Source organism: Streptomyces sp. NPDC096046 (assembly GCF_040303285.1).
Taxonomy (GTDB): Bacteria; Actinomycetota; Actinomycetes; order Streptomycetales; family Streptomycetaceae; genus Streptomyces.
Map to the genome: position 1 here is coordinate 121,488 of NZ_JBEOSZ010000004.1, position 24,508 is coordinate 145,995.

Annotated in this window: 20 protein-coding genes; all 20 read left to right on the plus strand. The window is 69.1% G+C overall.

The window, feature by feature from the left end; genetic code table 11:
- Nucleotides 1–34: 34 nt before the first annotated feature.
- The 20 genes from ABTX62_RS05575 to ABTX62_RS05670 all read left to right on the plus strand — a co-directional run bounded on the left by ABTX62_RS05575 (nucleotide 35) and on the right by ABTX62_RS05670 (nucleotide 24,405).
- Complete coding sequence (locus tag ABTX62_RS05575) at nucleotides 35–1,450, plus strand: hypothetical protein (protein ID WP_352114955.1); 1,416 nt, start codon at nucleotides 35–37, stop codon at nucleotides 1,448–1,450.
- Between the two features lie 11 nt (nucleotides 1,451–1,461).
- Complete coding sequence (locus ABTX62_RS05580; RefSeq protein WP_352114956.1) at nucleotides 1,462–2,964, plus strand: 4-hydroxyphenylacetate 3-hydroxylase N-terminal domain-containing protein; 1,503 nt, start codon at nucleotides 1,462–1,464, stop codon at nucleotides 2,962–2,964.
- Nucleotides 2,961–5,996, plus strand: coding sequence for a flavin reductase (locus ABTX62_RS05585; RefSeq protein ID WP_352114957.1), 3,036 nt, complete (start codon nucleotides 2,961–2,963; stop codon nucleotides 5,994–5,996). Before ABTX62_RS05580 ends, ABTX62_RS05585 begins: the two co-directional genes overlap by 4 nt.
- Nucleotides 5,993–7,045: a phenylacetate--CoA ligase family protein gene (locus ABTX62_RS05590; RefSeq protein ID WP_352114958.1), complete on the plus strand. Its 1,053-nt coding sequence runs from the start codon at nucleotides 5,993–5,995 to the stop codon at nucleotides 7,043–7,045. The genes ABTX62_RS05585 and ABTX62_RS05590 overlap by 4 nt, the downstream gene beginning before the upstream one ends.
- A 69-nt stretch (nucleotides 7,046–7,114) precedes the next feature.
- Nucleotides 7,115–8,053, plus strand: a complete 939-nt coding sequence (locus ABTX62_RS05595) for a carbon-nitrogen hydrolase family protein (RefSeq protein ID WP_352114959.1) — start codon at nucleotides 7,115–7,117, stop codon at nucleotides 8,051–8,053.
- Nucleotides 8,050–8,838, plus strand: coding sequence for a carbon-nitrogen hydrolase family protein (locus tag ABTX62_RS05600; RefSeq protein ID WP_352114960.1), 789 nt, complete (start codon nucleotides 8,050–8,052; stop codon nucleotides 8,836–8,838). Before ABTX62_RS05595 ends, ABTX62_RS05600 begins: the two co-directional genes overlap by 4 nt.
- A 1-nt stretch (nucleotide 8,839) precedes the next feature.
- Entirely contained in the window at nucleotides 8,840–10,021 is a 1,182-nt protein-coding gene (gene mfnA, locus ABTX62_RS05605) for a tyrosine decarboxylase MfnA (RefSeq protein WP_352114961.1), read from the plus strand.
- The gene (locus tag ABTX62_RS05610) at nucleotides 10,018–10,869 is read left to right on the plus strand and encodes a carbon-nitrogen hydrolase family protein (protein ID WP_352114962.1); all 852 of its coding nucleotides are present in this window, start codon (nucleotides 10,018–10,020) and stop codon (nucleotides 10,867–10,869) included. The genes mfnA and ABTX62_RS05610 overlap by 4 nt, the downstream gene beginning before the upstream one ends.
- Complete coding sequence (locus ABTX62_RS05615; RefSeq protein WP_352114963.1) at nucleotides 10,869–11,645, plus strand: ABC transporter permease; 777 nt, start codon at nucleotides 10,869–10,871, stop codon at nucleotides 11,643–11,645. Before ABTX62_RS05610 ends, ABTX62_RS05615 begins: the two co-directional genes overlap by 1 nt.
- Complete coding sequence (locus ABTX62_RS05620) at nucleotides 11,638–12,612, plus strand: ABC transporter ATP-binding protein (RefSeq protein ID WP_352114964.1); 975 nt, start codon at nucleotides 11,638–11,640, stop codon at nucleotides 12,610–12,612. The genes ABTX62_RS05615 and ABTX62_RS05620 overlap by 8 nt, the downstream gene beginning before the upstream one ends.
- Nucleotides 12,609–13,991: a coproporphyrinogen-III oxidase family protein gene (locus ABTX62_RS05625; protein ID WP_352114965.1), complete on the plus strand. Its 1,383-nt coding sequence runs from the start codon at nucleotides 12,609–12,611 to the stop codon at nucleotides 13,989–13,991. The genes ABTX62_RS05620 and ABTX62_RS05625 overlap by 4 nt, the downstream gene beginning before the upstream one ends.
- Nucleotides 13,978–14,685, plus strand: coding sequence for a class I SAM-dependent methyltransferase (locus ABTX62_RS05630; RefSeq protein WP_352114966.1), 708 nt, complete (start codon nucleotides 13,978–13,980; stop codon nucleotides 14,683–14,685). Before ABTX62_RS05625 ends, ABTX62_RS05630 begins: the two co-directional genes overlap by 14 nt.
- Entirely contained in the window at nucleotides 14,685–15,518 is an 834-nt protein-coding gene (locus ABTX62_RS05635) for a carbon-nitrogen hydrolase family protein (protein WP_352114967.1), read from the plus strand. The genes ABTX62_RS05630 and ABTX62_RS05635 overlap by 1 nt, the downstream gene beginning before the upstream one ends.
- A gap of 15 nt (nucleotides 15,519–15,533) precedes the next feature.
- Nucleotides 15,534–17,033 (plus strand): B12-binding domain-containing radical SAM protein, encoded by a 1,500-nt coding sequence (locus ABTX62_RS05640; protein WP_352114968.1) that lies wholly within the window; start codon nucleotides 15,534–15,536, stop codon nucleotides 17,031–17,033.
- Nucleotides 17,030–17,782, plus strand: coding sequence for a DNA alkylation repair protein (locus tag ABTX62_RS05645; RefSeq protein ID WP_352114969.1), 753 nt, complete (start codon nucleotides 17,030–17,032; stop codon nucleotides 17,780–17,782). The genes ABTX62_RS05640 and ABTX62_RS05645 overlap by 4 nt, the downstream gene beginning before the upstream one ends.
- Before the next feature lie 4 nt (nucleotides 17,783–17,786).
- Nucleotides 17,787–18,824, plus strand: coding sequence for a DUF4872 domain-containing protein (locus ABTX62_RS05650; protein WP_352114970.1), 1,038 nt, complete (start codon nucleotides 17,787–17,789; stop codon nucleotides 18,822–18,824).
- A gap of 15 nt (nucleotides 18,825–18,839) precedes the next feature.
- The gene (locus ABTX62_RS05655) at nucleotides 18,840–19,235 is read left to right on the plus strand and encodes a pentapeptide repeat-containing protein (protein ID WP_352114971.1); all 396 of its coding nucleotides are present in this window, start codon (nucleotides 18,840–18,842) and stop codon (nucleotides 19,233–19,235) included.
- Nucleotides 19,236–19,249: 14 nt separating this feature from the next.
- On the plus strand, nucleotides 19,250–21,028 hold the full coding sequence (locus tag ABTX62_RS05660) for a carbamoyltransferase family protein (RefSeq protein WP_352114972.1): 1,779 nt from the start codon (nucleotides 19,250–19,252) through the stop codon (nucleotides 21,026–21,028).
- 90 nt (nucleotides 21,029–21,118) lie between these two features.
- Nucleotides 21,119–22,105 carry a BtrH N-terminal domain-containing protein gene (locus tag ABTX62_RS05665; protein ID WP_352114973.1) on the plus strand — a complete coding sequence of 329 codons (987 nt, stop codon included), beginning with the start codon at nucleotides 21,119–21,121 and terminating at the stop codon, nucleotides 22,103–22,105.
- Nucleotides 22,106–22,998: 893 nt separating this feature from the next.
- Entirely contained in the window at nucleotides 22,999–24,405 is a 1,407-nt protein-coding gene (locus ABTX62_RS05670; protein ID WP_352114974.1) for a serine/threonine-protein kinase, read from the plus strand.
- Nucleotides 24,406–24,508: the final 103 nt, after the last annotated feature.

Genomic DNA, 24,508 nt, shown 5'->3' on the forward strand with positions numbered 1-24,508 from the left:
AGTGAAAGCCGACAGGTGCGCCGGCCGACGGCAGATGACCGAACTGGGCCCGGTGGCCGAGAGCTACGACCAACTGCACCGCATCGACCTGCTCGGCGAGGCGCGGGCCGCGCGAGGAGTGCCGCAGGGCACGTACGACTCGACGGTGAGCGCCGTCCTCCAGGCGTCGGAGGTGTGCCTGCTCAACCTGGCCCGCCTGGCCCGCAGGACCCAGGAGCGCCTGCTCGCCGACGACATCCCCGCCGCCTCCCGCTACGTCCAGTGGGCCGTCGGGTTCCACCGGCTGCTGCGCAGGCTCGGCACGGTGATGTTCGATGCCCACAGCGTCTTCGGAGCCGGCGTGGCCGCCGGGACCACCACCGTGAGCATCTGCGAGTCGGCCGGTTACGCGGCCTACGTCGATGAGCTCCGGGCGCTGGAGGACGTCGCCAAGGGCTCCCTGCTGGCCGGGGCGCCCGAGCTGACGCGCTCCACCATCGCCACCAAGAGCATCGACGACGCGCTGTACCGCGTGCTGCACGGCATCCGGACCGGCTGCCACGACGCGACCAAGTGGGAGAGCGACCTCACCGCCGTGCCCATCGGGGTGAGCCGGAGCACCGACGAGCTGATCTCGGCCGAGACGCTGGCGCGAGCCGTCGCCGCGACCGAGCTGAACGCGGACACCCTGCACGGTGAGTTCGTCGCCCTGCACCAGGTCCCGGAGATCCTGTGCGCCGAGGCGAACGACCACCTGGAGGTCGCGATCCGGGCGATCCGCGCCAAGGCCCTGAGCCGGGCGGCGCAGCACCTGACGGCCTGCCGGGAACTGCTCGGCCCGGTCGTCGAGGCGCAGCGGGTGATGGCCGAGCACCTGGCGACCGGGGAGTACCACGGGTTCCGGACCAATCTGGGGCCCGCCAGCGGCACCCACTCCCTGTCGATCAAACAGCACATGTTCCGGGACCTGTTCAAGCACATGTGGAACGACCTGGAGGCCTGGCTGGACTCGCTCGGAGAGTCCTCGCTCGAGGAGACCGTCCGGGGCATCGACGCACACCGGCACGACGACCCGGAGGCATGGCTGCGGCACACGGTGGTCGACCAGGCGTTCAAACTCCACTCCGCCCACCAGCAGTGGCGGCACGAGCATCTGCACATGCCCCGCAACTGCCTGGGCAGCGGCGGCACCAAGTCCATGATCGGCATTCCGGACGGGCCCCAGGCGGTCTACAAGATGCGGGACGCGGCCAATGCCCAGCACTCCCTGGCCGTGATCCACCGGGCACGCCGCACGAGCCTGGCGAACGCCGTGCCGGACTCGCCCCTCGCCAAGCTCATCACCGATCCCAGTTCCCTCGACTCCGAGCTGATGCGGGTCGTGGGCGAGGCGACACGCGAGTACTTCCCCCAGGTACAGGAGCAGAGCTACCAGCCGTTCCGGTCCGGCGCGGCCGAGCGGAACCCGTAGGAGCGCGGACGGTGACCACCACAGGATCCACAGCCTCTGACGGCCTCATGCCCACCGACGGGACCGCCCTGCTGCCGGGCACCTCCGGCGGTGCCTGGCGAGGGGCCGAGTACATCGCCAGTCTCAAGGACGAGCGGGAAGTCTGGTGCGACGGGCGCCGGGTCGACGTGACCGGCGATCCGGGCTTCCGGCCCATGCTCTCCACCCTGGCCGGTCTCTACGACGCCCAGCACCTGCCCGGCCGGGCGGACGAGATGCTCCACCGGTCGGACACCTCCGGCAACCTCGTCAGCCTGTCGTACCTGGCGCCGGCCGACCGGGACGGCCTCAGCCGCAAGTGGACCAACTCCCACCGGTGGGCGGAGGCCTCCTACGGCCAGCTCTCCCGGATACCCGACTTCATGTCGAACGTCGTGGTGGGGCTGTACGACTACCGGTTCGAGCTGGCCGAGGTCGACCCCGAGTTCGGGTCCAACGCCGAGAAGTACTACCACTACTGCCGGGAGAACGACCTCACGCTGACGCACGGCCTGGGCGACCCGCAGATCGACCGGTCCGCGACCCCCGCCGACCGGCCGGAACTGGGACTGAGGGTGGTACGGCGGGGCGCCGACGGCATCGTCGTGCGGGGAGCCAAACAGATCGCCACCCTGGCGCCGTACGCCCACGAGGTGCTCATCTACCTCTCGCCCGCCAACTACCTGCGCGAGGACCCCCGTTACGTCTGCTGGTTCGCCGCCCCCCTGGCGACGCCCGGCCTGCGCGTCCTGTGCCGCACGTCGTACGCCGAAGGCTCCCGCGGCCTCTCCGCGCGCTACGACGAGCAGGACGCCATGCTGGTGTTCGACGACGTGTTCGTCCCGATGGACCGGGTCTTCCTGCTCGACGACTCCCAGACGGCCGTCCGCGGGTTCGGCGAGCTCAACAAGTGGTCGCTCTACACCGGCCAACTGCGCTACTACCACCGGCTGCGCACCATGCTCGGTGTCGCGTCGCTGTTGGCCCAGGCGATCGGCGTCGACACGTTCCGGCAGGTCACCGACCTTCTCGGCGAACTCACCTCGTACGTCGAGATCGTGCGGCTCGGCCTGGCCGCGATCGACGCCGAGAGCCGGCCCACCCCCTCGGGTCTGCTCGCCCCCGGCTCGACGGCAGCGCTCGACGCCGTCGCCGGACGCTTCTCGACCCGGGGCTCGGAGATCATCCGGCAGATCGGCGCGTCGGGCCTGATCATGCAGCCTTCGGACGCCGACCTGGGCACGTCCGAGCTGCGCGCGGTGCTGGACACCTACATGTGCGGGCGCGAGATGGGCGTGGACGAGAAGTCCCGCGTCTTCCGCCTCGCCGCCGATCTGGCCGTCGACCGCTTCGGCATGCGCCAGGAGCTCTACGAGACGTGGAACCGCGGCGATCCCGCACGGGTCCGCTCCATGCTCTACGCCCGGTATCCCGACCTGAAGCGCTGCGAAACCCAGGCCCGAAACCTGGCGGAAGGGCGGAACGACATCACATGAGTCTCGACAGCATCCGGCTTGAGGGAGTCACGACCCACAACCTCAAGTCCGTCGACGTCTCCCTCCCCAAGGGAAAGCTGGTCGTCGCCGCGGGAGTCTCGGGCTCGGGCAAGTCGTCCCTGGTCATCGACACCCTCTTCGAACACTCGAAGACGCTCTACCTGGGGGCCCTGTCCAGCAAGTCCCTCGACATGGGCGACGGCGACTACCAGTTCGACCGGATCGCGGGCACACAGCCGCCGGTGGCGCTGCGCCAGCGTGACGGCGGCTACTCCAATCCCCGCTCGACCGTGGGGACCCTCACCGGGCTCGACGGTCTGTACCGGTTGTTGTTCGGCGCCGGCTCGCGGCCGGTGTGCCCGGCCTGTCTCGGCCCGACCGGTGCGGACCTGTTCTGCGACGACTGCGGTTGCTTCGCCGAACCACACTCCGCCAAGCACTTCAGCCCGAACCGCAAGGAAGGCAAGTGCCTTCAGTGCGACGGCATCGGCGAACTCGTCGGCTTCTCCCTCGAGAGGATCATCCCGGACCGGTCGAAGACGCTCACCGAGATCTGGGACGGTGCCGACCCCGGAACGTTCGCCGTTCCCAACGTGCGCAAGGCCTTCGAGGCGATGGCCGCGGACATCGGCCTGGACCTCGGCCTGCCGTTCGAGAAGCTGAGCCCTGAGCAGACCGAGCGGGTGCTGCACGGATCGGACACCGTCTACACGCTCAAGATCCGCAAGGTCACCAACGACTTCCGCTTCGAAGGCATCCTGGGCTTCCTGGAGCGCGCGTACCGCAACGCGTCGTCGGCCGCCCGCAAGAACGCCTTCACCAACTACCTCGGACGGGAAGTCTGCCCCGCGTGCAACGGAGGGAGGCTGCGTCCGGAATCGCTCAAGGCGACGGTGGCCGGGCACACCTTCCCCGACTTCCAGAGCGACGAGCTGTCACGCTCGATCACCCGCCTGCGTGAGGGGCTTTCCTCCGGTGCCGTACCGGCGCAGGTCCGTGAGCTCGCCTCCGCGATCGTCAAACAGAGCGCGAACATCGAGGACGTCGGTCTGGGGCACCTGCAGCTGCGGCGGCCGGTCACCACCCTCTCCGGCGGTGAGCTGCAGCGGCTGCTGCTGGCGCAGCACCTGGCCAGCGACCTCACCGGGGTCATGTACGTCCTCGACGAACCGACCGCCGGTTTGCACGAGGCCGACACCGGCAAGATCCTCGACTCACTACGACGGCTGCGCGATCTCGGGAACACGGTCATCGTCATCGAGCACGACGAGTCGGTGATCCGTGCCGCGGACTGGATCGTCGAGCTGGGGCCGGGAGCCGGATCCCGCGGCGGCGAAATCATCTTCGAGGGCCGCTTCACCGACCTGCTGCACTCCGGCGACTCGCCGACGGCGACCGCGATGGTGTCGAACGGGCCGTCGCGGGCGAGGGCCGACCTCGCCGGCGCGTCCTGGCTCGAGGTGCGCGGCCTCACGCGCAACAACGTGGTGGACCAGACGGCGAAGTTCCCGCTCGGTGGACTGACCTGTGTCTCCGGAGTGTCCGGCGCCGGCAAGAGCTCACTGGTGGCCGGCATCCACGCCTCGGTCTCCCGGGCCATCGCCCAGCGGTCCACGGGTGCGGGCTCCGCGAGCACCGGCATCGAGGGGGCCGAATCCCTGGACGACGTCATCTATGTCGAGCAGCGCCCGATCGGCCGCTCCAGCCGGAGCACACTCGTCACCTACGTCGGCATCAGCGACCACATCCGCGACGCCTTCGCCGCCAGTGCCGACGCGGTGGAGCGCGGACTCGGCCGTGGCGAGTTCAGCCCCAACGTCGCCGGCGGGCGGTGCGAGTCCTGCAAGGGACTCGGGCTGGCCGAGATCGAGATGACCCTGTTCAAGAGCGAGTTCATCGTCTGCCCCGAATGCGAGGGCCGCCGCTTCCAGGAGCACGTCCTCGACGTACGGCTGGGCGGGAAGAACATCCACGATGTGCTGTCGATGACCGTCGAGGACGCACTCGCATGGTTCGACGTCACGAGCAGTCCCAAGGTCGTCCAGGCGCTCGGCGTGCTCACCGAGTTCGGCCTGGGCTATCTCCAGCTCGGCTGCTCGACGACCACGCTCTCCGGCGGCGAGGCGCAGCGGCTCAACCTGGCCGGTGAGCTGCTCAAACAGCGCCGCAGCCGCACACTGTTCATCTTCGACGAGCCGACGCGCGGTCTGCACGCCGCCGACATCCGCCATCTTCTGGCCCTGTTCGAGCGGTTGATCTCCACCGGCAACACCATCGTCGTCATCGAGCACGACCTGAAGGTCATCGCCATCGCCGACTGGGTGATCGATCTGGGGCCCGGTGCGGGCCGCGACGGGGGCCGGGTGGTGCACAGTGGGCCGCCGGAGGACCTCGCGGACAACGCGGCCAGCGTGACCGGCCGGTTCCTGCGCCGGCTGCGTGACGAACCCGGTGCGGTGGCGCCGGTGCCCGAGCCCGCCGGAAGCCGGCGACCGAGTGCGGCGCCGGACCTCGGGGTCATCGGCGAGCTTCTGCCGCGGGCCGTCACGGTGGTCGCCGGCACGGCGCGGCAGTCCGAGCGGAGCGGACCGACACCGTACGGCCTGGTGATCGGCTCGCTCACCGTGGTCTCCGACGAGCTCGCCCTCATCGGCTTCCTGGTGCGCTCGGGCAGCACCAGCTGGAACGCCATCGCCGACACGGGCCGGTTCTGCGTCAATATCCTCGGCGAGGACCAGCACGAGGTGTCCGACGCCTTCTCACAGGGCAGGCCGGACAGCCGCTTCGACGCCCTGTCGTGGACGCCCTCCGCCAACGGCTGCCCACGGCTCTCCGGCGCCGTCGGCACCATCGACTGCGGTCTGAAGTCGTCCTACCGGATCGGCGACCACGAGTTCGTCCTGGCGACGGTCGTCAGCGTCGACATGGAGGCCGGCGCCGACCGCAGGCCCCTGCTGCGGACCGAACGGGGCGACAGCGCGCTCGACGACTACGGGTGGCGCCGGTTCGCCCGGGAAGCGGAGGCCAGGTGAGGACGACCACCTCCATCGCGACGCACTACGAGCACTTCCTGGAACTGCTCGCCCGCGATACCCGCGATACCCGCGACACCGACGACACGGCAGACGTCCGGGACAGGCTCCGTGCCCGGTACGGCGAACGGGTCGACCCGTCGGGCGGATCGCAGCCGATCGTGCTCACCCGCGACGAGTGGATGCGGAACCAGATCGACCTGACGCTGGCGCTGGGCGGGCTGCTGACCGAGGACGACGTCGTGGTCTCGGCCGTGCCGTACGAACTGTCGTTCATCGGCGCCGAGGTGGACCGCGTGATAGAGATGGTCGGCGCCTCGGTGATCAGCGTCGGCACGAGCGGGACCATCTGCCCGATGCCCCGGCTGCTCGGGTTGATCGAACAGTACGAAGTGACGGCCCTGGTGTGCTCGCCGAGCTTCGCCGCGGAGCTGGCGACCCTCGCGGTCGCGCTGGGCCGGCGACCGGAGGACTCGACGATCCGGGCGATCGTCTGTGTGGGGGAGGCCTGCTCCACCGAGCGGCTCGACCGCATCGGCGCCGCCTGGGCGGCGAGAAGCTCCGCCCTGTACGGGACGTCGTCGACACCGACGGTCGCCGTCGCCTGCGAGTCCGGTGCACTGCACCTGTGCGATCACCGGTTGCGGGCCGAGGTCCGCGGTGGACTGCGCGGTGAGCTGCTCCTGGACGGCTCGCCGACCGGGGAGCTCGTCGAACTGTGGCCGGCGGACCGCGGCTGCGACTGCGGCTCCACGAGCCGGATCCTGGTGCCGCTCGGCAGCACGGCGTCGGCGGTGCGCGGTCCGGACGGCTTGGTCTCGACGCTGGAGGTGGAGCGGATCGTGTTCCGCCACAGCAGGCTCGCACCGCACTTCGCCTGCGACCTCCGAAACGGCACGTTCCACCTGACCTGCGCCGTGGCCGACCCCCGAGCGGTCGACGTGGACGCGATGCGGCGGGCGATCCGCAGCGGCATCGGCGAGGCGCTCGGGATCGAGGCCGAGGTCACGGTCGTCGGAGTGCAGGACTGGAGTACCGCCACGTCATGACCCGCACCCGGCCGCGGCACGCAGCCGCCGCGGCCGATCCACCGGTGGCATCCCGAGGAGACAAGACGTATGAGGGTAGCGGTAGTACAGACCCGATGGGTCGATGATCACGAGGACGGCCTGCGCAATGCCTACCAGGCGATCGAGGACGCCTGCGGCGCCGGCGACGTCGACCTGGTGTGCTTTCCCGAGTTCCTGCTCGGCCCGCCGTGGTACATGCCGGGGCAGGACGGCCTGAGGGGGCGCACCGACACCCCCGTCCCGGGGCCGGTCGTCGACGGCTTCCAGTCCCTGGCCCGCAAGCTCGGCACGCACATCCTGCTGGGTTCGCTCGTCGAGGACATGCAGGACGGCATGTACCGGAACACGTCCCTGCTGATCGGCCGGCAGGGCGTCATCACCGGGCGCGCCGTCAAGGCACACGCCTTCGGCAACGAGATGGTGGTGTGCCGTCAGGCGGACTCGCTCGGCGTCCTGTCCACCGAGTTCGGGCAGATCGGCATCGCCGTGTGCTCGGACTTCTGGATCCCGGAGGTCGTCCGGCTGCTGGCCCTGGCCGGTGCGCGAACGATCTTCGTGCCGGGCGGGACGCTGGGGCAGAACCAGCCGCTGATGGTGAACGCGTTGCGCACGGCGGCGTACCTGAACGACGTCAACATCGTCTACGCGAGTTCGGTCGGTGTCGTCCGCGGGAAACGCGGGGACCGGCTCGTGGAGATCCACTTCGCCGGCACCAGCCTGGTCGCTCGCCCGGAGGGCGTGATCGCGCAGGCCGGCAGCGACGAACCGGAAACCCTCGTCGTCGACCTCGACGAACCCGCGGAGGGCGACGGCCGCCGTTGGCAGCAACTCCGCAGGCCCGACGCCTACCGGGCGCTGCTCACCCCGTACGCCGGAGCCGACCGGGATCTCGCGGCCGAACTGCGGGCGAGCCTGACCGGGGGCGGTGGTCCGGACCGCGGCCGGCCCGTCGCCGCCACCAGCGCACATGAGGGGACTCGTCCGTGACCATCTTCGTAGCTCAACACGCCCGCCGGGCCACCCCCGAGGCGACTGCCGACGCCGTACTCGACGATCTCGACAGCCGGGTGACCGACGAGGCATCGTTCGTCGTCCTGCCCGAGAACGCGTTCACCACCGGCGACGCCGGCCCGGCCCTGTCCCGGCCGCTGCGTGAGCGGTGCCTGGACCGCCTGACGGCACTGGCACGGACCCGCGGTACCTACGTGCTCACCGGCTCGTGGGCGGAGGAACGGCCGGGCGGCGGGCTGATGCAGGTGGCCAGGCTGCTCGACCCGAGCGGCGCGGAGTGCGCCCGGGTGGAGCGGCCCGTCCTGCCCGACGGGACGACCGGCACCGGCGACGACTTCCCCGTCGTCGAGACGCCGTTCGGCCACGTCGGTGTGCTGCTCGGCCCTGATTTCTGGCTGGTCGAACCACCGCGCATCGAATGCCTGGCGGGCGCGGAACTGCTGCTGGTCGCCGGCTCCCTGGACGGCGCGCAGCAGGCCGCGCAGCGCGCCGCGGTCTGGGGTATCGCGACGCTCAACACCGTCGCGGTCGCCTTCGCCGGTTCGCTGAGCGAACGCTGCGGTGGGGGCAGTGCCGTGGCGGTGCCCGAGGGGTTCGTCGCCGAGGCGGGCGCCGACGGGGGCGTCATCGAGGCGCCCTGGGACGTCGAGAGGATCCGGCACCTGCGCGAGCCCGACCTGCGCTTCCAGCAGACCCTGTGGTTCGGGCTGTGGGCCCGCCGGACGGAGCTGTACACGGACCTCACCGCGCAGGTGGTGTGAGATGCGTGACGCCGGCGCTCCCGCCTCCGACGTCCGACGGCGGATCGCGACGGAGCTGGCAGACGACGTGCCGTGGAACCGGGTGCTCAACTCCATCTGCACCGCACCGCATCCGCTGGGTGTGGAGATGGCCGCCGCGGCGGCGCACACCAACCTCGGCGACCCGCGCATCTTCCGCGGCACCAAGCGGATCGAGCGCAAGGTCGTCGAGCTGCTGCTCGATCTGCTGGGCAACCCCGGCGGGTCGGGGAGTCTGGTGTCCGGGGGGACCGAGGCGAACCTGATCGCGATGCTGGTGGCCCGCGAGTCGGCGCGTGCCCGGGGGCGGCTGACCGACCGGCCCGAAGTCGTGGTCAGCAGCACCGTGCACTTCTCCTTCACCAAGGTCTTCGGCCTGCTGGGGCTGGCCCCGGTGGTCGTGCCGGTCGACGAGTCCCTGCGGTTGCCGGCCGGTGAGGTGGCCCGGCGTATCGGCGAGCACACCGTCGCGGTCGTCGCCACCGCGGGCAGCAGCGAGTTCGGTGTGGTCGACGCGGTCGACCAGATCGGCCCGGTGGTGGCCGGACGGGGCGTGCATCTGCACGTGGACGCGGCCACCGGTGGCTTCATCATCCCCTTCGCCCGCGAACTCGGCCACGATCTGCCGCAGTTCGACTTCAGCGTCGACGGCGTCGACTCGATCACCATCGACCCGCACAAGTACGGACTGGCCAACGTCCCGGCCGGAGCGATCCTGTTCCGGGGCGCCCAGGACGCCGGACGCTTCGCGGTCGATTCCTTCTTCATCGACACGCCGGTGCACAACACCCTGCTCGGCACCCGTCCGGGGGCCGCCGCGGTGTCGGCCTACGCGGTGCTGGAGCACCTGGGGCGTGACGGCTTCCTCGACCTCACCCGGACCAACTACGAGGTGACGAGGTATCTGGTGGACGGGTTGCGCGCGGCGGGGCACGAGTTGTTCACCGAACCGCCGCTGAACATCGTGGTGGTCAGGATGCCGCACGCGGTGCGGATCTCGCAGCTGCTGGAGACGAGGGGCTGGATCGTCTCCACCTCCAAGCGGTTCGGTGAAACCCTGCGGCTGGTCGTCACCCGCCATGTGACACCGAAGATGGTGGACGAGTTCCTTCCGGAGCTGGAGCGGGCGTGCAAGGACGTCGCTGCCGAGGTGGCGCCGCGATGAGCCTCTTCCGTGGCCCGCGAACCCGGCTCGCCGCCCTGCAGATGCGGATCGAGCCCGGGCAGCGGGAGGACAACCTGGCGCGAGCCGCCAAGCTGCTGTCCACCGCACGAGAACGCGAGGCCGATCTGGCGTGCCTGCCGGCGACGTTCGCCACCGGACTCAACTTCCCGACCCTGCGCACCGACGCCACCGCCGAGGACGGCCCGGTCGTCGAGTTCCTCGCCGAGCAGGCCCGCACCCTCGGCATCCACATCGCGGCGGGCGTGCTGTTGTCGGACGGGCGGGACGTCTTCGACGCCGCCGTGCTCGTCGGTCCCGGCGGCGACCCGCTCGGCCGGTACCACCGGTCCTGCGTGTGGGCGGGCGAGTCCGAGTACATCTCCACCGGCTCGCCGGGCGAGGTGATCGACACGCCCGTCGGGCGGATCGGCCTTCAGGTCAGCTACGACCTGCGGTTCCCCGAGGCGAGCCGGCAGTACCTCGCCCAGGGCGCCGACCTCGTCGTCTGCTTGGCGAACCTGTTCGGGCCGTTCTCGCACCCGCTGCGCTCCCTGTGCCGCGCCCGGGCCGCGGACAACGAGTGCGCGCTGGTGCTCGCCAGCGGCGTAGGCGAGAACCGCTTCGCGAACATGACCTACGTCGGCCGCAGCATGATCGTCGACGGACTGGTGCAGGACGCCCGGGAAGACCAGGACGCCGACATCCTCGCCGAGGCCGCCCCGGGCAGCCGGGAAGCGGTCATCGACGCGGACGTCTACTGGCGTCAGCGGCGGAAAGTCCGCGCCGGACTGCCGTTCCACGGCGACCTGCGCTCGACCTGGACCACGATCCACGGAGGGCGCGCCTGATGAGGGCAACGCGTATACAGCCGGAGTCCGGCTGGCTCGGTGACGTACTCGGCCTCGTCGTCATGGACATGCGGCAGTTCTTCGACAACCGTCTGTTCGCGGTCTCGACCCTGCTGACGTCGGTGTCGATGGTGCTCGCCTTCGGGGCGGCGACCGACCAGATGGTGAGCCCGGCGCCGACGGCCGCCGACTACTTCGGTTTCGTCTTCCCCGGCATCATCGGCGCCGGCATCATGTTCAGCTGCACCTACACCGTCGGCTACACGGTCATCATCGACCGCAACCGCCGCACCATCGAGGACCTCATCCTCTCGCCCCTGTCGTACTCCGGGTTCCTGCTCGCCCGGATCGTCGGCGTGGTGCTCAAGTGCCTGTTCCAGTTCGTGCTGGTGCTCCTGCTCGGCGTCGGGGTCTTCGACGCCCGGATCGAGTCGGTGCCGATGCTCACGCTGGGCTTCTTCACCGCGTGCACGGCCTTCGCCGGGCTGGGGATCCTCATCGCCACCTACACGAACGAGATCTCCTTCCCGGCGGTGGTGAACATCATCGTGATCCCGCTGATGTACTTCGCCGGGATCTTCTTCCCCCTCGACAACCTCGGCTCGCTGGGCGACGTGTTCGACAAGCTCCCCCTCGCGGTGCACGTCGACATGTTCCGCGCCGCCACCTCACCGGATGTCTCGGCCACCGGCGCGTCGGTGCTGGCGGTGGCCTACTCGTTCCTGGCCCTCACGGTCGCCGCGTGGGCCTTCCGCAGGAGGATCGGCCATGGCTGACACCACGAGCACCGCGGCGCCGGTCCTGTCGGTCTCCCGGCTCGACCACCGGGTGAGCCCCGACTTCGCCCTGCGCTCCCTCAGCTTCTCCGTGCACGCGGGCGAGGGCATGGCCATCATCGGCACCAACGGCGCCGGCAAGACCACGCTGATCCGGCTCGTCGCCGGGCTGCTGCGCCCCTCCGGCGGCGAGGTGCGCATCTGCGGCACCGCCCCCCGCCGCTGGGGCCGGGTCGGCCGCCACATCGGCTACGTCCAGCAGGCCAAGGACCTCCCGGACGGCGTCAGCGTGGAGACCTACGTCAAACACCAGCTCAAACTCCGGCGGGCCGACCCCGGCCGGTACGAGGAGCTGATCGCCCTGGCCGAACTGGAGCAGTACCGCCACCAGTACGTGCGCAGTCTCTCCGGCGGCAGCCAGCGCAAACTGCACGTCATCTGCGCCGTCGCGCACCGGCCCGACCTGCTGATCCTCGACGAGCCGACCACCGGCCTGGACCCGACGGCGCGCGAGACGCTGCTGGAGATGCTGGGGAGCCTGAAGAAGGACGGCGTCGGCGTGCTGTTCGCCAGCCACCACCGCGACGAACTGGTCGCGTTGGCCGACTCCGTCGTGGTGCTCCACCAGGGACGGCAGATCAAGGACGCCTCTCTCGACGCCGTCACCCGGTGGGGTGAACGCTCCAGCCTGATCATCGAGGCCTTCACCGAGACGCACCTGGCACGGCTGCGTTCCTGGGCCGGGCAGGAGGCCGACGCCGGCGGCCTGGTCCGTTCCGTCCGCACCGTCGATCAGGGCGTGCGGCTCGACCTGGCCGACGGCGACCATCAAGGCACTCTGGCCGAGGTGGTCGCCCGGGCCCACGCCGCCGGCCTCGCCCTGCGCTCCGCGTCCTACTTCCAGCCCACTCTGGCGGACGTCGTCCGTTCCATCGTCGACCAAGTCGAACCGGAGGACATCGCATGAGCATCACGACCACGACCACCAGCATGCCGTTCTGGAAGGAGTACCCCGAGCGCGACAGCGAATGGGTACGGCAGTACCCGACCAAGCACGTGCCGGTGAACGAGGAGGAGGTGTTCGCCCGCAAGCCCATGGGCGTCTACGTCCACATCCCGTTCTGCAACCGGCTCTGCTTCAGCTGCCCGTACATCAAGCACCAGACCGACCGGGACCTCACCCGCACCTACCTGGAAGCGCTGAAGACGGAGATCACCAACTACGCCGAGCGCCCCTACATCCAGGACCACGTCATCACCCTCGGCTACATCGGCGGTGGCACCCCGACCGCGCTGACCGCCCCCCAGCTCGACGACCTGCTGGGCCATATGTTCAGCAGCCTGAACGTCGAGGAGGGCGCGGACTTCTCCATCGAGACCACCCCCGTCGACATCACCGAACGCAAGGCCACCGTCCTGCTGGAGCGCGGGATACGGCGCATCAGCCTCGGTGTTCAGACCTTCGTGCCGGAGGAACTGAAGAACATCGGCCGCCCGAACGACCCGGAGATGCTCAAGGAGAGCATCCGGCTGCTGCGCCGGTGCGGCTTCGAGAACATCAACATCGACCTGATGCACGGCATCAACGGGCAGACGATGGAGAGCTGGGAGCACAGCCTCGACGTCGCCATCGAACTCGGCGTCACCTGCATCTCGTTCTACACGTACATGGAGTTCGCGCAGATCTCCACCAAACGCAGGAAACTGCCGCCGGTCCCGGAGAAGGCCGTGGTCGACGACATGTTCCTGTTCGCCGCTGAGAAGCTGTCCGCAAACGGCTTCCTGGGCTACTACGGCGACTGTTTCGCCAAGCCGGGGTACCAGCCCAAGTACGGCGAGACGTCCTGGAGCGAGGACATCCCCATCATCCCGCTCGGCCCCACCGCGACCGGGCACCTGCGCGACCACTGGTACTTCAACGAGCCCGACATCGGCCGCTACATCCAGACGGTGATGGAGGGCCGGCTGCCGATCTCCATGGGCAAACACATCACCAAGTCGGAGGCGATCCGGCGCTCGATGGTCCTGGGCGTCAAGGCCGGTCGGGTCAACCGGGAGCGCTTCCGCCGGATCCACGGCGTCGACTTCATGGAGATGTTCCGCACCGAGATCGAGGACCTGATCGAGAAGGAACTCGTCACCGCCGATGAGAACGGCATCGAGGTGACCGGCCCGAAGGGCTGGTACTACCTGGACAACATCTCCAAGGCGTTCTACTCGCCGGAGTACCGGCGCTACCCGCAGCACCTGGGAGCGGACATCTCCGACTTCATCTCCAGCCAGCCCATCCCCCTGCAGCTCACCACGCGGCCCAAGGACGAGGAGGCCGGCTGTGACCACCACTGAGGCCCGACTGCTGAACCTGACCGAGCGGGTGCCGCAGCCGTCCCCGCACGACGACATCGACAAGGTGCGCTTCTACGACCTCGGCATGCGCCGCTCCGCGCTGATGGCGTACAAGCGACCGAGCGACCGCATCCTGGCCCATGTCCGCGACGGGATGACCGACCTCGTCGAGGTCGGCTTCAACACCGGCCTGCTGTCCCTCCACGTGGCCGGCCGACTGCCGGACCTGGCCGTGTCCGGGGTGGAGGAGAACCAGAACCTCGTAGACGTCGCCGAGGACAACCTGACGCTGGCCGTGTGGGCCAACAGCGCCGGCGACGTGGAGTTCGAGATGGCCAAGCTGAACCGGCTGCCCTTCCCGGACGACTCCGCGGACATCGTGTTCTCGTTCTCCTCGCTGCACCGCTGGCGCAGGCCGGTCGAGACACTGAAGGAGTGCGCCCGCATCTGCAAGCCCGACGGCGTCGTGATCATCGAGGACATGAACCGGCACGCCGAGGAAGGGCACATCACCTTCATCCTGCAGTTCGTGAAGGAGGGCGGCGACGAGTTCATGCGCTCGCTTCAGGCCGCCTACACCCGGGACGAGGCGGCCGAGCTGCTCCGGGAAGCCGGCCTGGCGGACTGGCAGGTGGTGGAGGAGGACCTCGGCCTGGTGATCTCCTCGCGTCCCCTCGAACCGGTGAGCCCGTGATGCCCGGGACGAAGATCGCCGTCATCCAGATGGAATCGAAGCTCGGCAAGCCCGCCCAGAACCTGCGGCGCGCCGAGCACTACATCCACGAGGCCGTCGAGCAGGGGGCGGACCTGGTCTGCCTGCCCGAGGCGTTCTCCACCTCCGGCAACATCCTCGAGGTCGCGGACGTGTCGGTGCCCGTCCCGGGGCCGGAGTCCGAGTTCCTGTGCGCGCAGGCGAAGCAGGCAGACGTGCACCTCGTGGCCGGCCTGCTGGAGCGCGGCGACGACGGCAAGTACTACAGCACCTCGGTGCTGTGCGGCCCCGAGGGGACGATGCTCGGCCATTACCGGCGGGTGCACTGCCACGAACTGGAGGCCCGCTACCTCTCCGGCGGATCGGAATACCCGGTCTTCGACGTCGGGTTCGGCCGCATCGGCCTGATGCAGGGCTACGACATCAACTTCCCCGAGGTCGCGCGGGAGTACTGTCGCCGCGGAGTCGACGTCATCGTGTGCTCCGCGCTGGTGCCCGAGATGTTCGCGTACGTGGCGAACATGCGACTGCCGGTCAGGGCGGTGGACGCCGAATGCGTCATCGCGTTCGCCTCCGGGATCGGCACCAACCTGTACGCGGGATTCGGATACATGGGGCGCAGCCAGATCCTGGCGGACCCGCTGTTCCTCGAAGCCGAGCGATTCGATTTCGTCGACGGTGACGAGCGGATGGTGGACCTCGGCAAGGAGCCGGGCGTCGGTGTCGTCGAGGTCGACCTGGAGCGCATGCGCCGCTACCGCACCAAGGCCACCCTGAGCGGCGACCTGCAGCCGGCGACGTACTGGCAGTCCTGACGAGAGTGAAGGCCCATGCGTGTACTGCTCATCTCCACCAACAAGATCCGGGTACCACGGCCGGCGCTGCCCATCGGCATGGCCTACATCAGCGCCGCGCTCAAGCATGCCGGGCACCAGGTCGACGTCCTGGACCTGCTCTGGGAGTCCCGGGAGCTCAAGGCGGTCCGGGAGAAGCTGACCGCGACGACGTACGACGTGGTCGGCGTCGCCGTGCGCAACCTGGACAACCTGACCTTCATCGACCCGGTCTTCTTCGGTCCGATGACCGAGAAGATCGTCCGGTGTGTGCGCAAGTACACCAGCGCCAAAGTAGTCCTCGGCGGATCCGGCTTCTCCGTCGAGCCGCTGTCGTTCTTCGAGTACGCCCAGCCGGACTACGGCATCGCAGGTGAGGGCGAGGCCGGCATCGTCCAGCTGATGGACTACCTGGAGTCCGGCGGGCGCCTGGAGTCGATCTCGGGACTCTGCTACCTCGACGAGAACGGCAAGTTCTGCCAGAACCCATCCAATTCCGCGTTCGACCTGGGCGCGCTGGAGCCCGACCGGTCCGTCTACGACCCCCGCTACTTCGAGGAGGGTGTCTCGGCGGCCTCCGACCTCACCCGCGATCACCAGCCGGCCATCGAAACCCTGCAGACCAAACGGGGCTGCAAGCTGTTCTGCTCCTACTGCATCATCCGCAAGACCGAGGGCAAGGGCGACCGGTTCAAGGACCCGGCCGAGGTCGTCGGCGAGATCCAGCGGGCGATGGCGGAGAACCCGGCCGTGCGGGAGTTCGAGATCGTGGACGCGACCTTCAACTACCCGATGGAGTACGCCGCCGAGGTGTGCGAGGAGATGATCCGCGCCAAGCTCGACGTGCCCTGGTACTGCCAGTTGACGCCGAACGCGGTCACGCCGGAGTTCGTGAAGCTGCTGCACGCGGCCGGCTGCATCCGGGTGGACCTCGGCACCGACGCGCTCACCGACGAGGCCCTGGCGGACCTGATGAAGGGCTTCGACATGGCCCGGGTCCTGGAGATCGACCGCCTCTTCACGGCCAGCCCGATCGAGCACACCCACTGCATCTTCCTCGGCGGGCCGGGGGAGACTCCGCAGGCACTGAGGGAGTCGATCCGCTTCACCGAGCGGTTCCTGAACCCGGCCCAGATCTACGCCAACCTCGGGATCCGGATCCTCAGCGGCACCAAGCTCCAGCGTCAGGCCGCCAAGGCCGGCATCCTGCGAGAAGGCCAGGGCACGTTCGTCCCCGCCTTCTACGTGGAGCCGGCCGTCCTCGCCGACCGGGACACGCTCGACTTCGTCCGCGACGCCTACCTGAGCCACAAGAACTGGTATCTGTGGTGGGGCCTGGGCGGGCAGAACCTGACGGACCGCTCGAGGGACACCGTCCAGGCCGTGGCCGACATGCAACAAGAGTACGAGTACGTCATGCAAGGCAAGCCCCGGCTGGAACGCGCGCCGAAGCCGGTGACCGCCCAGCCGCTCACACTCACGATCGGCACCCCGTGATCGATGTTGCAGCCGCCGCGGACGAGCTGTCGAAGACACTTGCGGCCCGAGCCGACCCGGACTTCGCGGTGCGTACGCAGCGGTACTTCCCGCACGAGATCCGGGCCCTCGGGGTCGGCAACGCCGCGGTCGCCGAGATCGCCACCGACTACTTCCGCGAGCGGCGCGACATCCCCGCGGCGACGCGGCTGCTCCTGGCGGAGGAGGTGCTGGCGCGCGCCTCGCACCACGAGGAGGTGCTGCTGGGCTTCGCCGTCCTGCACAAGGTCGCCCGGACCGGGCTCGGGGGCGAACTGCTGGACCGCTGCGAGCACTGGCTGGAGACATACGTGTCCAACTGGGCGCAGTGCGACGACATGTGCCTGAAGCTGCTGTACCCGTTCTTCCTCGGGCACCTGGAACTGATCCCGCGCACCCGGCGCTGGACGGGGTCCGCCTCCCCGTGGGCCAGACGTGCCGCGAACGTGGCAGTCGTGAAGTTCGTCCGGCGCACAGTGGGCCGGACGGTCTTCGAGCTGCCGCTGTCGCACGTCTTCGACAACTGCGTCCGGCTGATGCACGACGACGACGCCTACGTGCGCAAGGGTTCCGGCTGGCTGCTCAAGGTCACCGCCGAGGTCCACCCCGACGAGGTGGCCGAGTTCCTGCGCACCTGGCACACCGACATGCCCCGCGACACGTTCCGGTACGCGGTGGAGAAGATGGACCCGCGGCTTCGACGGTCCTTGATGGAACTGGGACAGGGGTGACGCGATGAACGCGACCGGCCGCTACGCCCACCGGCGAGGCATCAATTCTGAGTCCGCCTGCCAATGCGCCGTCCTCGCGGCCGCCGGCTACGAGGTGGACGAGGAGATCGTGTTCGGACTGGACGGAGGGTTCGGCTTCGCCTTCTTCCCGGCGAACGGCAACGCGCCGGACATCGTCGTCGGCAAGCAGGCGATCATGCCGCTTCGGGCGTCACGACTGATGGGGGTCGAGGTGGTGACGCACACGCCGAAGACCGGAGCCGGCCTGACCGGACTGCTGGAGTCGGCTCCGGCCGTCACGGCCCGGGTGGACCTCGGCCTGCTTCCGTACTGGGGTCTGCAGGGGCGCTCCTCCTTCGGCGGGTACTTCGTCAACGTGGTCCGCCCTCTGGGGGCCGATGCGTTCGAGGTGTCGGATCCGGCGTTCGCCGAACCCGTCTCGGTCAGCGCGGACGAGCTCCAGGCGGCCCGGTCCAGCCGCGACTCGCCGCCGCTGAACCCGGACTGGAAGGTGTACGTCTTCGGCGCGCCCCGGCGCACTCCCCAGCTGGACCGCGTCGGCCCGGTGGCCGTACGCACCCTGTGCCGCGAGGTCCTCAAGCCGGGCAGCAGGAATCTCGGCCTCCCCGGGATGAAGACGCTGGCCACGACGGCGGCGTCATGGCCGCAGTCCAAACAAGGCGAGGTCGAGGACGTGGACCTGACGGGCAACGTGGTGCGAACCGACGCACTGGCGCGTCAACTGCTGCACCTGGGGCGGCAGATCGAGTCCTTCGGCACCGGCGGCGGGCTGTTCCGCCCGATGATCGGCCGCTACCTGGCGAGGGTCGCCGACAGCACCGGCGAGGCCCGCTACGCCGACGCGGCCGAGCAGTTCCTCATCAGCGGGAGGCTGTGGTCGAACCTGGGATCCGCACTGCTCACAGCGGGGTCCGGCACCGCGCGCGACGATCTCACAACGCTCGTGGACGCCGTGACGGACACGGCGCGATCCGCGATGGACGTCGAGAAGCGGGCGCTCAGCGCGCTCACCCCTCTGTAGAGGCGAGGTCGAGACATGCCCACCGAGGACGAGACCGTACTGCTCCAGGGTCCCGCACGCTGGAACGAGCACGCCCGACGGAGCCGGGCACTGGGCCCCTTCCGGCCTGACCTGCGCAAGGCGGTGCTGCACGGCGCCGACCTACAGGGCGCCGAGCTCGCCGACGCGGACCTCACCGACGCCGTGCTGACCGAGTCATACCTGATCTCCGCGGACCTGAGGGGCGCGAACCTCGAAGGCGCCGACCTGAGCGAGGCGTACCTCATCCTGGCCGAGCTGAACGGCTGCCGCCTCGTGGGCGCGAAGCTGGAGGGCGCGGACCTCAGCGGCGCCGATCTGACCGGCGCGGTGCTCGACCCGGGCTTTCGGCGGACTGCTGTGATCTCGGACTACCTCACGATCTGGCCATAGCGAAAGGAGCTCTCATGATCGTTCTGGGCTACAACGGATTCGGTAGGTCCGCGGAAATCTTCGGACGCCTCTTTCGCGCCACCGGCATCGACCGCCACCTGTTGTACGGCCATGACTCGTCCGCCGCCCTCGTCATCGACGGGAAACTGGTCGCCGCCGTGGAGGAGGAACGGCTCAACCGGGAGAAGAAGACGTCGAGCTTCCCGGTCCACGCCATGCGCTGGTGTCTGGAATCGGCCGGGATATCCTTCGACGACGTCGATCTCTTCGCCTTCTCCTGGCAGTTCTCCCAGGACGTGCTGAACAAGATGATCGCCGAGATCACCGAAGACCCGGCGGCGTCCGTCGAGCAGAAGTTCGCGCGTTTGCAGCGCCTGGCGGAGACTCATGAGGCGATGTTCAGCCAGGCCGCGACCGAAGCCGACTTCATCGAACACACGGGACACAGGCTGAACCCGGAGAAACTGGTTCGGGTCCCGCATCACATGGCGCATCTGATGACGGGGTATCACCTGTCGGGCGGCCAGGACGCGGCATTCCTGGTCAGCGACGGTCGCGCCGAATGGCTGTCGTCGATCACGGGTGAAGTGCGCGACGGCGAAGTGAAGATCTTCGACGACATGACCATCGACTCGCGGCACTCACTGGCGATGCTCTTCTCCGTGGTGACGCGCTACCTCGGATTCGTGCCGAACAACGACGAGTACAAGGTGATGGGGCTGGCCGGTTATGGCGCGCCGCCCGAGCCGAACCCGTTCCTCACGGACGTGGTCGAGATGTGCCCCGACGGCACCTACAGGATTCCGTATCCGGCGAACGCCATACCCGACTACTACGCACTCTTGGACCGGATCTTCGGCGGAGACGCCGATGGCCGAGAGGAGTTCGACTACCGCGTCCGCGTGGCCAGTGCGGCACAGCACATGCTCGAAACGGTGACCGCGGGGCAGATCCGGACGCTCGAAGCCCGGAGCGACCTCCCACGCGTGATCTTCGAGGGCGGACTCGCCCTGAACTGCGTCAACAACAGCAAGCTGCTGGAGCGTTCCCGCTTCACCTCGATGGACGTCAGCTTCGGCGCGAGCGACGTCGGGGTGGCGATCGGGGCGGCTCTGTTCGCCAGCGGGCAGGCCGGCACGCCGCCCCGGATCAGCCCGTCGCCGTACCTGGGCCCGAGCCATGACGGCCAGGAGATACAGGCGGCCCTCCAGCAGTACGCCGACCGGGTCGTGTGGCGGGAACTGGACCCCGCGGACGTGCCGCGGGAGGCCGCGACCCTGATGCGGGAGCGATGCGTCATCGGGTGGTTCCAGGGGCGCATGGAGTACGGACCGCGCGCACTGGGCAACCGCAGCATCCTGGCCAACCCGAAGTTCCCCGACATCAAGGACATCATCAACGAACGCATCAAACACCGCGAGCAGTTCCGGCCCTTCGCCCCCGTGGTTCTGGAGCATCTCGCGCCCGACGTGTTCGAGCTCGGCAAGAAGAAGTCCTCGCCCTACATGACCTTCGTGGTTCCGGTGCGTCCCGAGTACCAGGACATGATCCAGGGCGCCTGCCACGTCGACGGCACCTCACGGATCCAGACGGTCACCGAGCAGAGCAATCCCCTGCTCGCCCGGCTGCTGCGTGAGTTCACCGAGCTGACCGGGATTCCCTGCCTGATCAACACCTCGTTCAATGTCGCCGGCGAACCCATCGTCTGCTCACCCGGGGACGCTCTGTCCTGCTTCCTCAAGACGGAGATGGATCATCTGTTCCTCGGCAACTTCCTGGTGTCGCCAATCTGAGCGAGTGAACGCCTCCCTGATTCGGGTGTCCGCAATCGTGCTTCAGGGGGTTGCGCTACGCTCGACGCGACGGAAGGGAGACGAAACCAAGTGTCGCTTTTAGAGGCAGATCCATACGTCGGCAACCATTGCGAGTCGACCACTCTCGTGAATTTGCTGCGGCAGCGGGAGGTGGACTTGTCGGAGCCGCTCATCTTCGGGCTCGCCGGTGGCTTGTCGTTCATCTACTGGCGGACGAAGCAGATGCCGACGCCGTTCGTCGGTGGCCGTATCAAACCGGACACACTGTCCGAGCATCTCGCGAACGCACTGAACCTGCGGCTGTCCGTCCATGAGACGTCGTCGGCGAAGCGGGCGAGGGAACACCTGCTGGCCCAGCTCGATTCCGGAACCGTTGTCGGTCTCAAGCTCGACCGCTACTTTCTCGACTACTCCACCGACGACTTCCGGTTCGCGGCTCACTATGTCGCCTGTGTCGGGTACGACGACGACCGTTTCGCTCTGGTCGAAACTCGACCCCTCGGCCTGCAATGGGCCACCGGCGAATCCCTCGCGACCGCGCGAAACGCCCGCGGACCGATGAGTTCACGTAACCGTGCCTTCACCCTCGATCTCCCGAAGGGCGGGCTTCCCGATCTTGGGGAAGCGGCCCGCAAGGGCATCAGGACGGCGGCGGAAAATTTCCTGAACCCGCCGATCTCGAATTTCGGATACAAGGGCATGCACAAAGTCGCCGACCTGATGCCGCAGTGGCTCGACGACCTCGAATCGCCCGCCGACAGCCTGCCCGAGATCTGCACGATCATGGAGGACGCGGGAACCGGCGGGGGCCTGTTCCGCACGATGTGGGCGGAATTCCTCGCGGAGACCGCCGAAATCACCGGGATCAGCGCATATGGGGAGGTCTCGAAGTCATACCGTGAGGTGTCGAAGAAGTGGACCGAGGTGGCCGGACTTCTGCACGAGGCGGGAGTCGCATCGTCACGGGAGTCCCTCCACAGCGCGTCGAAGATCGTGCACGAGGCCGCCGAGAAGGAGCAGCGACTGATGCATCGCCTCATGGAACTGTCCAGCTGACCCCGGGCGGAACCGGAAGGACGGGCGCCCTTGTCGGTCTGGCCCGAGGGTCTCCGTGTCACGCCGGCGGGGCGCAGGCGGGCAGGATCGTGGTGAGTTGGGTCGGGTGCCCGGGGCGGACGCGGATTCCGGGGAGCCAGAGGCGCTGTCCGTGGTATGTGACCTGGATCCAGATGCTGGTGTGTTTGTGTTCTCGTCGGTGACGGTGACGCCGTTGGCGATGGTGCAGCGGGCTTGAAGGAGGTCGCGGTGCCAGACGCGGCCTGCGGAGTTGGTGGTGGTGTAGGGCCGGTACGGGTTGTAGGCCAGCGACAGCGCGCATCTGTGCGTGCGGGGCTCCTGGCATGCCTTCTCGACGTTGTGGACGAGGACCCCGCACCGCCGCCCGAGCTCGCTCCGGCTGCGGCGCCCTGCGCGGGCGTGCTACCCGGACCGTCCTGCGGGGAGAGCAGAAGCCACAGGCCCGTCACGAGCGCGCCCGTGACGACAGCGGCGAGGACCGCTGTGACGATCCGGCGCAGGGACCACGGTCCGCGCAGCCGGCGCCAGGGGGCGTGGCGGGGGAGGGGCGGTGAGCCGGCGGCTTCTGGGACCAGTACCAGTGCGCCGAGGGCAACATGTGGCCCTGGAAGTGGAACCTGTGGACCAACCACTGAGGACGTGACCCGCCGGAGCCGGTTCGCTGCCATGGACCGCCGCTTCGCCGGCGTACAGGCACCGTTTCCCCGCACCTTGGCAACGCAACCGGCCCAGATCCTGACCACGGGCATCGAGGCGCTTGCCCGGGACGACGCCCCGGCTGTGTGCAAGTCGCGGATGGCTGGGTACCTGCGTGCGGCGGCTCGTCGTCGACGGGCGTCCGAGGTGCGAGTGTGTGGAGTGGGGAGATCGAGGTGCGATGGCGCGACGCGAGGGAGGCACGGGCTTTTCGAGGCTGTGCGCCGATTCTGGCGGGCCGCTACCGCCTGGACGCGCTGATCGGTTCGGGTGGCGCCGCTGACGTGTACCGGGGTCTCGACCTGCGGCTGCGGCGGCCGGTCGCTGTGAAGGTCTTCCGCGCCGGTACCGGCTTCGACACGGAGGAGGCCTTCCGTGGCGAGGCCGTGATCCTGGCCCGGTTGCAGCATCCGGGACTGGTGACCGCCTTCGACGCCGGACGTCATGACGGTGACGCCTTCCTGGTCATGCAGCTGATCGACGGGCCAACCCTGAAAAGCCGCATCGCCGAGGGGCCTTTGTCGTGCGAAGCCGCGGCCGCGCTCGGTGCGGCGTTGGCCGATGCTCTGGCGCACGCCCATGAGGCGGGCATCGTCCACCGGGACGTGAAACCGTCCAACATCATTCTGGACTCCTCCGGCCATCCTCATCTGACGGACTTCGGCATCTCCCGGCTGCTGGACGCGACCACCCGCACCGCTACCGGCACCCTGACCGGCACGGCGGCCTATCTCGCCCCCGAACAGGTGCTGGGCCGGCCCGTCGGCCGGCCCGCCGACCTCTACGCGCTCGGCCTGGTCCTCCTCGAAAGCATCACCGGCCGACTCGAATACGACGGCGGCCCCCTGGAGGCCGCGATAGCGCGCCTCCACCGCCGGCCTGTTGTGCCGGACTTCCTGTCCGACGGCTTCGCCGCCCTCCTGCGGGACATGACCAGCCTGGAAGAACAAGACCGGCCCACGGCGCGCGACTGCGCCCTAGCCCTGACCCGTCTCGCCGGCACGAGCACGGTGCCCTCGTCCGCCTCCGTGGCCCGGCCCGTTCTCAGCGCTGTTCCCGCCGCGGTCGCGGATCACGCGGACAGGACACACCGGAGTTCGCCGCCCGCCGGGAATACCGAGGGGGCGCCACGGCCGGCCCCCATCCGCAGCCGCATGCGTACGCGTGGGGCGGCGGCCGCACTGGCCGCCGTCATCGCCGGCGGCCTGGTGGTCACCGACGGCTTCTCGCACCGCGACGCCACAGGCGAAGCGGCCCCGTCCGCCCCTGATCCGGTCGCCCCCTCCACCCTCCCGGACACCGCCGTTCACGACGACGACACGCCCTCCGCATCGGCGACCCCGCCCTCGCGCAGCCCTTCCGTCTCGGCTCAGCCGGTGAAGAATCCCGCGTCCACGCGCAAGGCTCGTCCGGCCTCCGGCGGCCCGAGGCCCGCCCCGCATGCGACCCGAACTCCAGGCAGCTCTGGGCAGGCGGCGCCCGACGCGACCGCGCACGGCAAAGCAAAGGGCTCCGGCCGACCGCCGGGCCTGGAGCGCAAGGACCGGAAGGGAATGAAACGGGCCCATGCCGAGGCCAAGTAGCGGCAGGAAGCACCCAGGCGGCGGGCGGGAGCGAGGACGCCGAAGACGTCGTCGCCGGCAGACCAATCGGTCCGGCGACCAGAACGCAGCCGGGCGGGAAGCC